Source organism: Ktedonosporobacter rubrisoli (assembly GCF_004208415.1).
Lineage (GTDB): Bacteria > Chloroflexota > Ktedonobacteria > Ktedonobacterales > Ktedonobacteraceae > Ktedonosporobacter > Ktedonosporobacter rubrisoli.
Genome location: NZ_CP035758.1, coordinates 7,848,473 through 7,864,990, shown reverse-complemented (window position 1 = coordinate 7,864,990; position 16,518 = coordinate 7,848,473). Strand labels below are relative to the sequence as shown.

At 54.2% G+C, this 16,518-nt stretch carries 7 protein-coding genes; 4 read left to right on the top strand and 3 right to left on the bottom strand.

Annotation, left to right across the window (positions count from 1 at the left end; all coding sequences use genetic code 11):
* Positions 1–222: 222 nt before the first annotated feature.
* Positions 223–1,254, bottom strand: coding sequence for a helix-turn-helix domain-containing protein (locus tag EPA93_RS34140; RefSeq protein ID WP_242527200.1), 1,032 nt, complete (start codon positions 1,252–1,254; stop codon positions 223–225).
* 313 nt (positions 1,255–1,567) lie between these two features.
* Between EPA93_RS34140 and EPA93_RS34135 the strand changes: the two genes are divergently transcribed.
* From EPA93_RS34135 to EPA93_RS34120, 4 genes are all read left to right on the top strand, one after another.
* The gene (locus EPA93_RS34135) at positions 1,568–2,098 is read left to right on the top strand and encodes a YbaK/EbsC family protein (RefSeq protein WP_129891802.1); all 531 of its coding nucleotides are present in this window, start codon (positions 1,568–1,570) and stop codon (positions 2,096–2,098) included.
* Positions 2,099–2,145: 47 nt separating this feature from the next.
* Complete coding sequence (locus tag EPA93_RS34130) at positions 2,146–2,526, top strand: cupin domain-containing protein (protein WP_129891801.1); 381 nt, start codon at positions 2,146–2,148, stop codon at positions 2,524–2,526.
* A 385-nt stretch (positions 2,527–2,911) separates the two neighbouring features.
* Positions 2,912–6,049 carry a hypothetical protein gene (locus tag EPA93_RS34125; protein ID WP_129891800.1) on the top strand — a complete coding sequence of 1,046 codons (3,138 nt, stop codon included), beginning with the start codon at positions 2,912–2,914 and terminating at the stop codon, positions 6,047–6,049.
* A 15-nt stretch (positions 6,050–6,064) separates the two neighbouring features.
* Positions 6,065–9,826 carry a helicase gene (locus EPA93_RS34120; RefSeq protein ID WP_129891799.1) on the top strand — a complete coding sequence of 1,254 codons (3,762 nt, stop codon included), beginning with the start codon at positions 6,065–6,067 and terminating at the stop codon, positions 9,824–9,826.
* Between the two features lie 208 nt (positions 9,827–10,034).
* Here EPA93_RS34120 and EPA93_RS34115 read toward each other — a convergent pair whose 3' ends face one another.
* On the bottom strand, positions 10,035–13,451 hold the full coding sequence (locus tag EPA93_RS34115) for a Swt1 family HEPN domain-containing protein (RefSeq protein WP_129891798.1): 3,417 nt from the start codon (positions 13,449–13,451) through the stop codon (positions 10,035–10,037).
* Positions 13,452–13,629: 178 nt separating this feature from the next.
* A complete protein-coding gene (locus tag EPA93_RS34110; RefSeq protein WP_129891797.1) occupies positions 13,630–16,506 on the bottom strand; it encodes a DUF1156 domain-containing protein in 2,877 nt (958 codons plus the stop codon).
* Positions 16,507–16,518: the final 12 nt, after the last annotated feature.

The following is a 16,518-nucleotide window of genomic DNA, read 5'->3' as shown; positions in this document are numbered from 1 at the left end:
CTTTTCAACTATAGCCTGAGTTAATATATTTGTCAATATAACTCAATTGAATGTTTTATCAAGTTTTGCCGATTGCTGAAGAAAGATAGCAGTTGGCATTGCGGCAGCTTTCAGGGAGTGTGCCATCAGGTTTCTTTGTGCAGCGCGTTTGCCAGGCAAAGGGGACCAAATATCGCGACATCCTGCCTATCCACCACATTACAAAGAAACGATCCCGAAATACTACTCCAGGGGAAGGAGCACTGACGAGCTTTCCAGCCTGCCCTCGCGCTGAAAGGCGTGGCGATAGGCCTGGGGCGAGATGTGACGGAAGCGCTGAAAGTGCAAACGAAACGTCGCCGCTGAGCTAAAACCTGAGCGACTCGCAACCTGCTCGATGGGCTCTTTGGTAGTTTCTAGCAGGCGCTGAGCCAGAGCAATGCGCTGAAGGAGCAGCCATTGATAGGGCGTCGTTCCGAGGGTAGCCTGGAAGCGGCGGGCAAAAGTTCGCGGGCTCATGGCCGCGCGCGCCGCCATCTGTTCTACCGTGATGGATTCCTGCAAGTGGCTGGTTACCCAGGTTAGCGTGCTGTGAAAAGGCTCGCTGGTATCCGAGACAGGCAAAAGAGGGGTCTCGATATATTGGGCCTGACCTCCATCGCGGTGCAGAGGAACTACCATGCGTCTGGCTACGGCAGCCGCAATATCGGCCCCATAATCCTGGCGCACCACGTACAGTGAAAGATCAATCGCCGCTGTCGTACCGGCCGAGGTCATGATCTGGCCCTCATCAATATAGAGCCGGCGCGCATCAACCCGCACTCGTGGATAGAGCCGAGCCAGTTCGTCCGCCCAGGCCCAATGAGTAGTAGCCTGATGACCGTCAAGGATGCCAGCCGCCGCAAGCAGAAATGCGCCAGTGCAGAAGGCTATCAAGCGCGCACCCCGCCGATAGGATTGGCGTAAGGCCTCCAGAAGTGCCGGCGAAACCGGAACAATACCGGGACGCGAGCTTGAAACAATAATCGTATCGGCCTGAGCCAGGTGCTCAAGCGAATAAGGAGTCGTGAGCAAGACGCCGACAGCCGTGCGGATTGGTCGTGGCTCATCCGCACAGATCAAAAAGCGGTACCACGGTACTCCAAGCTCGGGCCGTTCAAAGCCAAAGACCTCACTTGCCACGGCTAACTCAAAAGGATTAACCGAATCATAGGCGAGAGCCGCAACTGTATGTGGCAGTTTTTTGCTGTTCCCTGTCGTTTCTACCTCTGGCAAAAGCTTCTCTTTCATGGCAGAATCATAGCATATGCCGTGGTTCCTGCCAAGTAATGTCGCCAAGAGTAGCGAGGCTTTCTGGTTTTTCCACAGTCTGACGGCGGCAAAGAGGAGAGAAATTGAGGCCTCGCCGCGAGCCAGCGAATAGGTCCTTAACAATCCCTTTTCAAGCCCTCTTTTTATAGCAAAGTTCAAAGGAGCTCGATATGTCGATGCAAGAAAAAATCTTTCAGGTGGCTTGCCCGGCCCTTGATACAACTAAAGCGCGCTCGCAAAGCGGTGCAAAGCGCATAAAGAAGGCGCAGGTGCAAGCATGCTAGAAGATGCCTATACACGCCTGCTCGCCCTTCTCGACCAGGACAACATACCCTATCGACTCATTGATCATGCGCCCGAGGGCCGCACTGAGCTGGTTAGCGCCTTGCGTGGGAATACGCTCCAGCAGGCCGCCAAGTGTATTATTTTGCTGGTCAAACTTGGCAAAAAAGTTACGAAATACGTTCTTGCCGTCGTCCCCGGCGATGCCAAAGTAGACTTAGCTGCGGTCAAGGCCTTCATGGGAGGAACATATGTGGCCTTTGCCTCCACGGAGATCGCCGAACGCCTGGCCGGTAGTGAAACCGGGACGATTCTGCCGTTCTCCTTTACGCCCGAGCTGGAACTGATCGTTGATCCGGCCTTACTCGAAAATGAGGAGCTCTACTTCAATGCAGCGCGCCTGGATCGCTCAATGGCCTTGCGGGCCAGCGATTATGTCAAAGTAGCCCGGCCGCGCCTGGGCCGCCTTATCCAGCCCAGAGAAACCTCTACGGAAAGTCTAGCTTCCCCAGACAGAACGGCTTAAGCTGACGACCCACGTTTTTCCTTAACACGAGTAGCGAGGAGACCAGGATGGAAACCAACGAGGAACGCACATCCTATGCAATCAATTTAAATACATTCTATGAGCCCCTGGAGCTCCTTGACGTTCATGATCTGGTCAAGGCCTGCCAGGACCCCTGGTACAACCAGACGCTCAGCCGCGTCAACGATTGTGTCGTGCGGCTTGGCATCATGCAAGGAGTCTTCCACTGGCACAAACATGACAATGAGGACGAGTTCTTCTTTGTCTTGCAAGGACGCTTCATCATTGAGCTAGAGGACCAAACGATTGAGCTTGCACCATGGCAGGGCTTTACGATTCCCAGGGGCGTAGTGCATCGAACCAAGGCCCCCGAACGCACGGTAATCCTTATGATGGAAGGGGCTAACGTCATTCCGACCGGCGACTGAAACCAGCAATATCTTCATCATATGCATTAGCCACACTTTTCCATAGAGCAAGCGCGAACCTGCGAGTTGCTTTTCATGATGGAAGCAACTCATCCCCCACCTACCTCGCTCCAATCGCTATTCCTGACCCTTTTGCACGCATAGCCAGCCAAAACACATACTTTTGCACAAGTGATAAGAAGACAAAAATAGAACATAATTACAAGAATTTATTCATCTTGTGCAATAAGTCAATTTATTGCAGGAATCATTTTTTTGTGATATATACATCTTTATAGCTGCTACTGGTTTAAGCATGTTAAAAGTTTTAGGCATGTGTTACAGGTGTTAGAAGAAGGAGGTCTATGCATATTTACCAACTTAAATATGCATACGTTGAGAAAAGATGAGCAGCATAGAATACGACGAGAATAATCTCTCGCCCGTCCACTATGAAAAACTCTTACAGGCCATTCAACAGGCCTTACGCATCACAGTCACTGACAGCAAAGACGACTATCTTTTTACCAAGGCAGATTCGCTTGCCTTCGACATCGATAAAGTAGCGGCAACCGTAGGAAAGCAGTTTAAGACTGGCAATTACATCCCTTTCGAGGTCAGAGACGGTCTGAATTTTGCCACGGTGCATGCCCTTGATATCAATGAGAAAACCGACTTCAGCCACGATCTACAGCACAAAGTCATCGAGGAACTGGCTGAGCAGCTCCTCAAGAGAATGCAAAGCAAGCTTCAGCACAGCTCGCTTGAGAGATATGCCACTGCGCTGCTGGCGCCCATCGATACATTTATCAAGAACCAGGCTAAGGCGCTCTCTTATCCCCTCAACAAAGAGCACACCTTGCAGAGGCAAAATATCCACGCCAGCGATGGTAAAGACGGCCAAGAGCTCTGGCTCAAGGCCCATAAATTAACCCTTAGCGTTACCAATATTGGCAGCTTTAACGAGCAGATCGCCAAGAGCATCAATGCCTATATCGAGCAGTATCCGGGTTGCGATGAGGACGATATTGCCGATACGCACGAGAATCTTGAGGTTGCCCAGAACCAGCAGACCTCTAATCTCAACCAGCTCAAAGAGATCATCGTCAAGGAGTCGGTTGCGCGCATTCAGCGCGAAGCGCGCGTGTGCTATCTGCGCTATCTTGGCGAGGGCATGTTTCACTGGCGACGGAAAGACTTCAAGCAGGGCCAAAGCGATAGTGCCAAACAAGTAGAAAAAGCTATTATCCTCCTGGGCAATCTTATTCTCCGCCTGCAGGCGCTTGACGCTTACATCCGCCAGGCCGATAAAGAATATAGCCACTATACAGTCTTCCTGCACAAAAACGAGTTCAACTATCGCGACATCTTTGCGCGCGCCGATGCCTTCAGCCCCTTACCCATCATCACCGAGATCGATGGCTTCCTTGGCGAAAACACCGATCAGCAGCGTCAGGCCAAGACCTTCATCTCCGGCGTCAAGCTGAAACTTAACGGCGCGGTCCACAACCACGGCGGAAAAGGGCACTCGGTCTTTGACTTTAATATGGCCTTGCTCGATCCGAGCAGTTCAGAATATCAAGCCAGGGAAAAAGCTTCTCGGCGGGAACGAAGCTTCTATGAAAAGGTTTTGAAGGTCGCCCTGCTCTATTGCTTTGTGTTTGTCGAAATGGAGAATAAGGATTTCCGCCCTGGCCTCTACTTTGAAGAGCACATCCTGCCCGCTCTGCAGTCCAACGACGATCATCAGGCCATAACCGCGCTGCAAAAATTAAAACGTACCATTACCCAAAACGGCGTCACTGAAAACCTCACGCTTTTGCGGAACAAGTTGAAAGAATTTTTGCACAAAGCCAATATCGGCCCGGAGCGCAAGACTTATGACAAGGCGCTGACCCTTGATAAAAGCATCCTGACCAAAGACGTCAACCAGATCATCCAGGGGAACTTTTTTCAGGAGACCTTCGATCAGCGCAACGGGCGCAACGCCTTGAAGTATATCGCCGTCACCAGCGACGCTCCCGACCCAAATACCTTAAGCCGGCTGCCGATCAAGATGGCCTTTGAGCCAATCTACTATTATCCTACCGAAAAACCGCCCGAACACTTCACAATGTGTACGCAGACCGCCGGCATTGAGGTCCTGCCAACCTTTCTGGCTCCCGTCGACCAGCAGGCGCCAGATAAATATAAAACTGTCTACCAGGGTATCAAGCGCATTGCCTTCTATTATCGCCATCGCCCTCAAGTCCATACGGACTCGCCCGAGGCCTTCGCCTATCGCTTCACCTACGCCCTGCTCGCCTACACAATGATCAAATTGCTTGCCGATAGCCTGCCGACGGACAGAAAGAGCAAGCTCTTTGCGCCGATCATCTGCATACACGCCAATGCCGAGCAGGCTCCCGACGAAAAGGGCGAGAAATACGACGATGAGAGCTTTATGCACGCCCTTGCCAAACAGCTCGCGCATCTGCTGAGCGCCGACTATATGAGCGGCTCGCAGGGCTTCCAGCTCGATACAGTCATGGGCAATAATTACAAGCTGGGCAATGCCCTCTACTCGCTCTACTCGGCCTTGCCGCACACCTTCCACCTGCAACAAACGCAGGCGGCCCCAGCCAACAACGGTGCGCGCGCCTATCAGCTCAACAAGCTAGCGATCATTGTGGTCTCCAGCCGCAAGAGCGACGAAAACCTGAAAGCCCCTGACTATTACGAGGCCTGTATCATCGGCAAAGTGGTGGGGATTGAGCGCCAGCTTGACGACACAATTACCGTGCGCACGCTTAACACGTTCTCGGCCAACCAGAATAGCAAGGAGCTGTTCAGCCGGCCAGATGTCATCATTGAGCAAGTCAAAAAGTATCAGCAGCAGGGCTATCAGCACTTCCTCTACGTTGCCCATGCGCCCTACACCAGCACACTCAACATCTCCGATAGCGGCAATAGCGAGCTCTTTTTCATGAATAAAGACATTATTCAGGCTATGCGCGCGGTAGATCAGAATATCAAAATTTACCCAACCTTCTGCGACAAATACTATGTCATCAATCGCAAGGCAGCCCAGAAGAAGCTTTTGCATCCCGACTCGCTCTATATCGATGATATCAGAGAATTGAGTAAGGTGAGCAACGATCCCACGCGACGCTCCCAGCTTTTCTTCAACCTCTTCAACGGTATTACGGTGAATAAGGATACCGTCTATAACGGCGTGATGTCCTACGCCACGCTGATCAACGTCTATGATGATGATCCTAGCTACGATCAGTACATCTGGAACGATCTGCTCAATGACTCTGCAAACCAGAGCCTCAAGACTGAGCTGCTCGATTTCATCACCCTGCTGCATTTCTCGCGCTATGAGAAGGCCAGCCAGAAAGATAATCCGGTGGCCTTTAAGCTTGATCCCTATACCGACATTATCGGGGATAAATCCGTGGGCGCCCTTTCGATCTTTCCCCACATGACTGGCAGGGCGCGCTTTAATAGCCTTGCCTTTCTCAACGTCGTGCGGGCGATACTGCATACAACATATAAGTAGGGAGGAAAAGTAAGCATGGAAACAGCTGGCGAGCAGCGCAACACATTAGGCGAGCATCTCGGGCGCATCTTCGAGATCGGCTTCAATACTGGCTTTCTGGCGGCAATCAATCAACACAAGCAAGTCAAGACACGCTTCGGTGAGCTTTACAAGAACGATCTGAGCCAGTTGAAGATTCAGCATATTCTGGGCGCACTGTATCAACTCACAGGCTTGATCAATCCGCTAGAGAAAGAGATCTTACGGCGCTGGGTACTCTACTTCTTCCAGAAGGGCTACCTGGCCGGGCTCAATCTCTTTACTGAGTTTCTCGATTCTTTTGCCCAGCAGCGCAAAAATATACCCCGCGAGATAGTTTACCTGCAATGCAACTTCTATGGTCAGAACAGTCTCTATACTTATAACAAGAACGATAAGGCGGCTATCGAGGCCCTGATGCAGCAATTTCAAGGCTCGGCGCCGGCGCCGCTTATCCTTAGCGAAGAGGAGATGAGGCAACATCAGCAAAAAGGCAATTTTCTTAAAGCAGATACGCTGCTGCTGCTCAAGTATAGCCATTACTGGCGTATTCTCTGTATCGACCTCTCAGTCTTTTCAGTGCGCCATCTTGAAGATGCCAACGATCTGAGCAATATCGAGAACATTCGGCACATGCTGGCCAGCGAGCTTTATTACAATCGCAGCCGCAGCGCCTTCAGCGATATGAGCATCGATACGGAGAAAGAGGACTTTACCAACGGGCTGCTCTCCAATCAGCTCAAACATTACTTCACTGCCTTTAAACGCCGGGACAAGGAAACTGCCAAGCTTATTCAGGCTGCCAGTTATGCTCACGATTTTTATAATTTTCTCGTGCGTAAAGATATTCTGAAGTCCACCGATAAGGTACTCTTCAATGTCATTGGCTACACTGATCGTGCTGTGAATGCAATGTCGCTCAAACAGGATCAGGTGAACTTGCTGAAAACTTGCGCCGAGATCTATAAAACTCATCTCGCGGATCAGGCTATTGGCGAGGTACGCGCGCAGGTTCTTAACCAGATTCAGCGGGCGGCGCGCAAGGGTTTTGGTGGTGAGCGCAAGTTTGTGCAGCAACTTGTTCACCTTGTGGACAACGGCGATGGTGTGCACTGGCTGGAACATACAGAGACTCTCGAAGACTTTCTCAATACACGGACACCGATCACGGCCCAACATCTCAGCCCAACGCTACAGGCCCAATTGCGCCCGGACGAATATGCGCAGAAGCATGCGTTGGATGTCCATGCTCTGCTTACCAGTAAAGAACTGGAAAACCGTAAGCCGTACCTTTTCCTCACAGGAAACCCCGGAATTGGTAAAACCACAGCCATTGTGAACTTTCTAAAGCGGGCGCGCCAGCGTGGCGAGGGCTTTCTCTTTCTCTATATCAGTCCACGCAAACAGGTCAATCTTGATATCATCAAGAAATTTCGCGAAGATACCGGCGAGCCGGCCTGTTCCGACACCTTTGCCCTTACCTCGAACTCTATTATCATTCGCAACAATGCTGCGCAAAAAACTGTCCATTACTATTCAGACCTGCGCCACGATACCTTCCAAGAACAGAATGTTACCTTTATCCATGCCGAGAGCGAGGAAGCCCAGGATCAGCGGATCTCGGCGCGCAAACTTGAAGAGATTCAGGAGGGCTTGCTGATCGATAAAGGCGAACGGATCAGCGGCGTGCTGGATAGCCTATGCACGGCGCTGCATATCACATTGGAGAAACCACTAGCGCAAGCCATTATTGCCACTGTGGCGATTCAATCGCTCAAGCGCCTCAATGATGCCAAAGGAACAACGCTTCATCATCTGGATACCATCTTTAAGGGCGTCTATAACGATCAGGGCAAGCTTATCCCGCACAAGATGGAGCTCTTGAGCCGTAACATCAAGCATCTCTTTATCATGATTGATGAAGTAACCGGCGATGAAAGCGGAGTCGAGTTCCTGCATGGTCTGCACACCTTCTTGGAGAATCGCGAATTGCTTACGTCTCCACACATCAATACCAAGGTCATTGTGGCTGATGCCTCGATTGTTGAGCCGGAGATCATTACCCAGCACCTGGGCAGCGTGACTTACGAGCCCGACAAAATCTACTTTCGCCGGCTTGGTCCCTCCTCGGCGCAAGCCTATCCTCTCCACGCCGAATCCTTTCACTTTCTGAAAGAGCCGGCGACAGTCATCAATGCCAATACCTTTCCGGCCAGCAAGCTCCACCTCAGCTATAAAATCGGCGTCGATGCCCTGCAATTCGATCCAAACACGTTCTTGCAGCGCAGCAAACAGCTAGAGCAAGCCACCAAAGCACGCATCATTACGGATATCATCACAGGCCTGGATAAGGAGAATATAGCCCAGCAACTCGTGTATATCCAGGATAAGCAACGACTCTCAGAGCTCATCCTGGATATTCGCAAGGCGCGCGGAAAATTTGAATATAAAACTGACTATCTGGAAATTCATGCCAACATTTCGGAGCAAGATAAGCAGGATATCGACGAGTATCGCAAGACAACGCGGGTAGTCTTTATGACGGCCTCGGCGAGTCGCGGGCTCTCCTTCCCACAAGCGACGCGTATCCTGATAGATATACCCCACTTTGAGATTGAGCAAAACCTGATGGAGATCTTACAGGTAATCTACCGTGGGCGTGGTGGAGAGCGCGATCAGGAGGAAAAGCAGATCATTTTCTATCTGACGGATCAGATCATCTATACAGAAGCTGCAGACCGCGAGCAGGCGGTGCGCGAGGGCATGGTGCGTTTGCTCAACGTCCTGCTCATCCTCAAAACCTCAATGATGACGCGCATCAGCGGCAGCTTGCAACTGGGCATAAATCAGCATTTTATGATGGTTCCGATTGGTGGCAAATCCGTGTATTCGGCGGGCGAGACCTTTACTTCGCGCATCAGCAATTTGATTCGCGAGGCTCAGACCCTCGCGCGTCGTCATTACGGCGATAAGCGCCTCAAAGTTGTGCAAGAGAGCTTGATGAGCATTTTGGAGCATGTACGCATCAGCCTGCGACCCCTCAGTTTAAAGCCGGCCTCGGGCGAGCTCAAGCGGGAGAACTACATTGCCCAGATTCCGCGCTTTGCCTACGATTTTGAGCAGCGCTTGCGTCGAGGCTTTGATCAGTTGCTTACATTGCCACCCCTGGAAAGGGCCTATATCAATGGTAGCTTACTGGTTGTGCCTATCGTGAATATGTCGATGCAAGAGGCTTATTGGATGCAGTTTGAGCGTGTCTGGAAGGAAAATCAGGCCCAGAGCATTGATCTGCTCAAGATGATGCGTGATTTAAGCGGCGATAAGCAATATCCGCCCAGCTTTCAGATGGCGCTTAAGGACGGCATTGCGCTTATCAAGGCGCTGCAAGAGATGGCGGAAAATAAGATTCCGCATTATGAGCAGGAAAGCCACCATCCCGATCAGCATTATGTCTTGCCGCTTGTGACGTTCCTGACGCAGCAAGAAATGCGCGAACATTTTGCCGGGGATCCAGAGCCTAACGATGCAGATAATCCGCTACAACTGCCGTTCCATACGCTGCTGGAACGCTATGTGCGCACGCTCTACTCGGCTGATAGCATGCTGCCGATTGGGAAGCAGTACGATGATTTCCCGTTCCTGGTTTTTCGTAGCCTGAACGTCAAGGAGGCGCGCAGCCGGATGTTTACTGGCAAATATCTCTTTATGTCACAGGAGCTTAATATCCTCAATATGCTCTTATCAAGTACGCCCGATTAAAGGCTTATGGCAGCTTGAAAGAGTGCTCGCACTGCTGCAACGTTGTTGTAGGCAAAGGAGCAAGGGTGCCTTTTTGCCCCTCAACGGCGGAACACTCGCACGCAGGGTACGGGCTACTGCATCGCTAGTTCGCTGAGCAGTAACCCGAAACTCTATGCTTATGGCTTAGACATTTTGACAGCCGAGGAGAGCGTGCTACGGCAGCTTTCTACTCTTCCTCGAAGCTGGCGCTTTCAAAGCGCAGGGTGCGACAGTTTTCGCTGACAACCTGCTCGATATCCGCCGGAATGCCATCGGGAATTACGGCTTGAATCTCCAGGGTGACGCTGACGCCGCTCTTGCTAAGGCTGGTGAGATGCTTGACCACTTCTTCCATGATCTTGCCTGCATCACCGGCCATCATGCGCGGATTGATCTTGACGGAGCCATAGAAGCGCTGCTTCTGGCGCTCGGCATGTGGCAAAGCCTGGCCTGTGCTTCCCTGGCCATTGGAATAGGGAGGCGCATTTACGCCAATGTCAGTTTCCGGCTGGGCAATGGGGCCAGGCTCACGGACGACTTGTGGTGTGCCGCCATGCCCGGGTGAACTATAACCGCCCTCCGCTACCTGCTGGCGTTTCTGCTCCTGTTCGGCCTGCTTGCGTGCCAGCTCTTCGGCATCGGCCTGCAACTGCGCGGCGGCTACCTCGGCCCTGACCACCAATCCACTAGTGAGGCTGCCGAGCGCGGCTTTGGGACCAGCCTTGAGCCCCAGGTAGCGCTGACGCTCTTCGTCCCAGCTCTCGGCATAGGCAAAGGTCTCTTTTTCCCACATAGGGGCTTGGACGCCCTCGCTGATCGCGCTTAAGAGCACATCGCTGTTCTTCAAGCGCGGCAGGTAGACGTACTGAGCGAAGTACTTAAGAAGATCCTTGACCGAAACGTGGTTCTTTTTTTGCCACAGGACGCTATCCAGCTCGCTGCGCAGGCGCGTGCCAGCAAACTGCGTAATCAACAGTTCTTCACTTCTGAGCTTGCGGCCCGCGTTGACGGCCAAGGCGTTCTGCGGCTGGACCTGCAGGCGTATCTCGCCGATGTTCATAGACTGGCGCGGCTCCTGTTCTGGCACCAGCAGCCAGACATACGTCTCGGGAATGCGCGCCTTAACTGTCTCGTCGGCGCCCTTTCTTTTTGTCTGGGCTTGTTTGAGGGCCGAGGGCTCCAGATTGAGCATCTCGCTCTCGGCACAGATGGAATCCCAGGCCAGGTATTGACGTACAGCATCTTTGAGTTCTTCCAGCCGGCTGCGATCGGCGGCCAGAAAGACGAGGGTATTCTTATTGGTGCGTGGACTATTGCCGCGCGTATCCAGCATGCTCTCGACTTCTTGCCAGGCTTTGCTCTGCTTATCGCCACGCGCATGCGAGGCCTGTGCGCGCAGGATAACCAGGCGCACTGACGGATCATCGTCGGCGATATCTACGCTGGAAGCTGGGCAGATATGCACGCGGGCAAAATCGGCGCGCGTTTGCTGCTCGGGGCGCAAGCGTTTCTCGATCTCGGCATAGACGTGATCATCATCGTACTGCACGGCGCGATCCTGAGCCAGACGCGCCACGCTGGGCTGGGTGGAATACCAGTAGCGTTGACCATCAAGATAGAGATGCGAGGAGCGATCGGAGAGACGGCGCAAGGCGTCACCAAAGGTGGAAATGCTCTCTCCGGGCTGAGAGCTGCCAAGTTTGATGCGATCCTCGCTCAAGCCCTTATTGGGATTGTGAGGAGTGGGTGCCGAACCGAGATACATGGTGCGCGCGACGCGTCGGCAGGCGGAATAGCGGCCCAGGGTTGGGCTCTCGGTATCGAGCTGCCAGGACAGAGAATGCGAGCCGTCGATATCCTTCTCAATAACCGGGTCCCAGTTGTCCTCCAGGTACTTGACAAGTTCGGGCTTGATCTCGGAATCGCCAACGGGGACGCTGGCCGGAAGAATGAGCAGGCTTTTATCGCCGCTCTGCCAGAGCCGGTGCACAACTTTGGCCATCAGACGCAGCACGCCGCGCGTGCGTTGAAATTTCTCGATGCTTGACCAGTCATTGTAGAGGCGGTCAAAGAGCTCGGGATGAATCGGGTAGGCGTTCTGGATGCGCTTCTCGTACTGGCTCTCGCGACACTCGGCGGGAAATTCCTGCTGATGAGTGCGATAGAAATCAACAAAGGCGCGGGCGACGGTATCGCGAGCTATAAAAAGGGAGTTATCATTAATATCCTGGAAGAGGCGCCGGCGCACGATCTCAAAGCCTTCTTCGGCATCGGCCGGACGCCAGGGCGATTCGACGCGCCAGAAGATATTTTTCAGGCGCGTGGTAGCCTCCGCGCCGCCTTCGCCGCCGGTCTCCGAATCGGAGGCAGGAATGGTAGCAACGACGAGGGTCTGCGGCACGCTTTTGGCGGCTTCGGTGAGGGATTGGGCAAAGCTGAGGTTGGCGTCGAATGAGCCGCCGGCGAGCGGCTCGTTGATGTGGTAGAGCTGGCGTACATAGACCACCCATTCGTCGATAAGGATAAGCGAGGGCGCGGCGGCCTGGAAGAGATCGCGCAGGGCATCAGTACCGGGGCTGACGCCTTGTCTATCGGCTTCGGCAACCATGGCATAACCATCGCGGCCCAGCAGTTGCCAGGCCAGCTCACCCCACATGGTTCTGACGATGCAGCCGTCTGGTTTGGGACGTGGCAACGAGGGCGAGAGGGCATGGCCTACGAGCACGGCGCGCTGAGCGGCAACCGGGCGCGTGACGCCAGCCTCTTTGAGCAAGGGCTCGATGCCCACCAGGTCAGTGAGCGGAGCACCCGAGAAGAGGTGATAGAGGGCAAGCAGGGAGTGGGTCTTGCCACCGCCAAAGTTGGTCTGGAGATCGACGACGGGATCGCCGCCATTGCTGTTGAGGCGCTGCAGAGCCCGGACGAGCAATTGGCGCAGGCCATAGGTAAGATAGGTGCGCTGAAAGAAATCGCGCGGATTGCGATACTCATCAGAGCCCTCGCCCCTATGCACCTGGCCCAGATCGGCGGCGAACTCGGCAAGCTGATAGCGCCCGGAGGTGACGTCGGGATGAGGCGTGACAATCTCGCGCCAGGGCAAGAGCCCATTGGTGGGCTTACCTTCGAGTGGTGCGGTATTTACTTTGCGCGTCTCCTGGCGGGCCTGGCTCTCGAAACGAAGGCGCAAAAGCTCCTGTTTCTGGCGCTCGATCTCGCTGGCTTCCTTGCTGGCCGAGACGGCGTTGAGCAAGCGCTGCACGCTATCGTAGGCGCGGTAGGCATCATCGGTGCTTAATGGTTTTTGGTGCGCCCAGTTATTGCGTGTATCCCGCAGCTCGCTAACGAGGTTACGCTCGGCAAAGCCCAGCACGCTTTTAAAGGCTGCCTGCCAGTATTCCGACATGATGGTTAACAAAAGCTGGGTATCCCAACGCGGCTCTTTACGGCTGAGCTCGGCCACCTGGTGCTCACGCAGATTTGATATAACTTCTTCGTTCCAGCGCTTGCCAAAAGTATTGGTCATGCGGCTCTCAACAAAGGGACGCAAGCCCACGTTGAGTAATTCCAGGGCGCGCCCCACGCGCTCATGATTACTCTGTGTCATAGTGTTCTCAGTCCTCTCCAATGGATAGCAAATCCTTATAAATAGGCCGGCGAACGGCCGACTTCCCCATATCCAGCCAGCTGGGCGGCTTGCCAGCTATAGGCAAGCACGTCGGACCTGTTTCCCTCATTGCACACCGTTCAACCGGATTGGCTATGCCTACGCTGCTACAGATAGACTATAAGAAACTGGTCTGCTGCACATCATGCTCGGGCGCGTAGCTGTGCGCAAGCTGGCCGATCTGGGACCAGACCAGGACCAGGGCGTTATAGGCCAGGGCTTCCTCGGCCCAGCCTTTGCGCTCGCAGAGCGTGTACAGGTGATAGGCAAGGTCGCGTGCCAGCTCGCCCTGTTCGCCCGCTTTGCGCAGGATCGCGGCGGCCCCAGCTTCGCCGTCCCCTTTATCCAGAGCGTGGATCATGCGCTGCATCACGCCCCAGACCGTCGTCGGCAGCTCGCCATGCTGGGCCTGCCAGTTCGCGGCAAGCTCTGCGCGCTGCAGCAGGCGCACTTTTCCCATTCTAGCTTCCAGCCAGCCGGTATTGACGAGGGCCTGCACGCTGGTATTCTTGGCCTTGGAGAGCGTTTCGGCGACGCCATACTCGCCGGGCTCGTGCACATATTGCTCAAACCAGGCCAGGGCCCAGCGCGTGGCCGGATCGTACTCGCCCTCTTGCTCTGCCAGCAGTTCGTCAAGGGTGGTGTTGATGAGCTGCAGGGCGGCGCGCACGCGCAAGGGCGAGCCATCGGACTCGACGACTTGCCGATACTCGGAGTAGATGGCCATGCCGGGGCCGATGCTGGCCTGGGCCAGGTCCACGGGGGCGATATTACCCTGCTGCAGCTTTTTGAGGGCGTCGGGCAGTTTATTGCGCAGAGCGTTTATGAACTGGCGGCGCGAGGCTACGCCGGCCTCGGCGGGACGCGGGCGACAGACGAGGACGATGGATGAGGCCAGGGCGTTTGTGCCCTGCCCCACGCTGCGATTGACCATCTCGGTGCGAATGGGCAGGGTCCCGGTGATGGTAAAGCCAGCCCTGATCAGGCCTTCGAGCATGGTCTCCCAGCCGGTCGACGCCACGACCTTGCCGCCGTTGCCATTCAGGGCCGCGCCCTCCTCGCCCTGCCCATCCTCGCTTTCGGCCTGCTTAAAGGCATAGTAGACGGTCAGCGGATAGTCGGGATGCTGCACGGCGCGCATGCGCTCGAAGGCCTCACCTAAACCCTTTTCGAAGAAGGCCTGGGCCTTGCTCCTGCTGCCCTCGAAGCGATAGGGCGTGGCCACTAGCTCAGTGGCTTTGGGTACAAGCATGGTCTTAAAGAGCTGGGGATAAATAGTGCTCAGTGAGCGACGCAGCCAGACATAGAAGAAATCGGAGAGATCGGCATAACTAACATTGTCATAATAGGGCGGATCGGTGGAGATAAGCGGCTGGGCCAGGCCATTGACTGAGACTGTAGCATCGCGCTGCACGGCCCCACCGCGCGCGGCACAGGGCACAGTCTCAATCGCCTCCGCTACCCAGTCTATCGCCCCCAGAAAATTGCCAGTCGAGGCGCTAAACGGGTTGGCCTCGGCAAAATCCCAGATCATAGGGATGGCCTGGCGAGCAAAAGTATTGCGTGTGCTATCACGCGACACATCCCAGGAACAAATACTCGAATTTCTATCAGCGAGCCGATCAATTGCCAAGGCCAGATAGGTTGCTATCGCATCGGCATATGCTCTGGCATCTATTTCTTCTTCAGATGAATGGACTCGCTGTGCATCGGCGAGCACGCGCTGGCGAACTTCCTGCACTAAATCGGAGAAAGTTGTAAGCGCGACAAGCTGCCGTTTAGTAAAATAATCCGCAAATGTCTTAAAACCATATATACGCCCCTGAGCATTGCTGGCAAACGTTCCACGAGCAGCTTCCAAAGGTAGCCTTTGTTGAATCTCGCCGGAAGAAAAATATATCTCTACCAGATTGTTCACAGTTTCAATCTGCAAACTATCAAAAGGCAGATATACTCGCCCTTGATTGCTTTCAGCCACAATAGCCAGAGGCAAACATCCCATCTTGCCCTTGTCTGCCTCCATATCAATATATTCTCCCTTAGCAATACCACTCCCACAGAACAGACAGGTAAAGGAGGCTTTTACTTTCTTGCCTTTCCCATTTATAAAACAAGATCCATTGTCTATCTCTCTAAGCTTGTCTTTATCCGCTATTCCCCCTTTAATTTCAAAGTACATTTTCCTCCTTTGTGCATCCACAACTGGCTCAACCCAGGTCTCTTTACCCTTTTTCTTTGAGAGCCACCACTTACTGGCGAGCGGCATTTGCGCTCCGCAGGCTGGATTGGGACAGGTCACTGTGCGCACCCAGAGCCAGGCAATCACCGTAGCCTCCTCACCGCCCAGCTCGGCAGGCAGGCTAACTTTGGGGTAAAGCTGGCCGATGCGCCGCCGGGCCTCGTCGCGCATCCACTGACCATAGTAGCGAATATCGGCGGCCAGGCCGCGCGCGCCTTGCCACTCGCCGTCGATGAGCGATTGACGAGCCTCGGGATTGACTGGCGGGCAGCCGGCAAATCTGGACGGGAGCTCGATCAGGGCCTTATTGAGCAGCACGGCGACTGGGTTGAGATCGCTGGCGTGCGCCTCCAGGCCCAGGCGCATGGCTTCCAGGGGAATGGAGCCGCCGCCGGCAAAGGGGTCCAGCACGGGCGGCGGTGCGCCTTCCGTGGCCTTCGCGATCTCCGCGCGCACCTCCCGCATCGTTTCCTCATTGTTGGCATTCTCCCACTTCACCATCTTCTCGATAAGGGCAAAGAGGCGTTTACGCTCCTGCGCCTGAGCCTCCTCGGTGGGAAACTGCTCGGGATGCTCGGCGGGATCATCAACTAGCGAGGCAAAGAGCACAGCCCGGCAGACGGCCAGAGGTTTGCGCGACCACCATAGGTGCAGGGTGGAAGGGTGGCCATGGCGCAAGGATTTCTCGCGCGCGGACTCGTGGCTAATCGCACCGAGAGGTATGGACACCTCGATCAGCTTTTTACGATAGGACATAACTAGAAATAA

What these genes read in the sequence shown, in the direction of transcription:
- EPA93_RS34135 (WP_129891802.1), top strand. Translation starts at nt 1,568, where the DNA reads ATGCTAGAAGATGCCTATACACGCCTGCTCGCCCTTCTCGACCAGGAC.
- EPA93_RS34130 (WP_129891801.1), top strand. Translation starts at nt 2,146, where the DNA reads ATGGAAACCAACGAGGAACGCACATCCTATGCAATCAATTTAAATACA.
- EPA93_RS34125 (WP_129891800.1), top strand. Translation starts at nt 2,912, where the DNA reads ATGAGCAGCATAGAATACGACGAGAATAATCTCTCGCCCGTCCACTAT.
- EPA93_RS34120 (WP_129891799.1), top strand. Translation starts at nt 6,065, where the DNA reads ATGGAAACAGCTGGCGAGCAGCGCAACACATTAGGCGAGCATCTCGGG.
- EPA93_RS34115 (WP_129891798.1), bottom strand. Translation starts at nt 13,451, where the DNA reads ATGACACAGAGTAATCATGAGCGCGTGGGGCGCGCCCTGGAATTACTC.
- EPA93_RS34110 (WP_129891797.1), bottom strand. Translation starts at nt 16,506, where the DNA reads ATGTCCTATCGTAAAAAGCTGATCGAGGTGTCCATACCTCTCGGTGCG.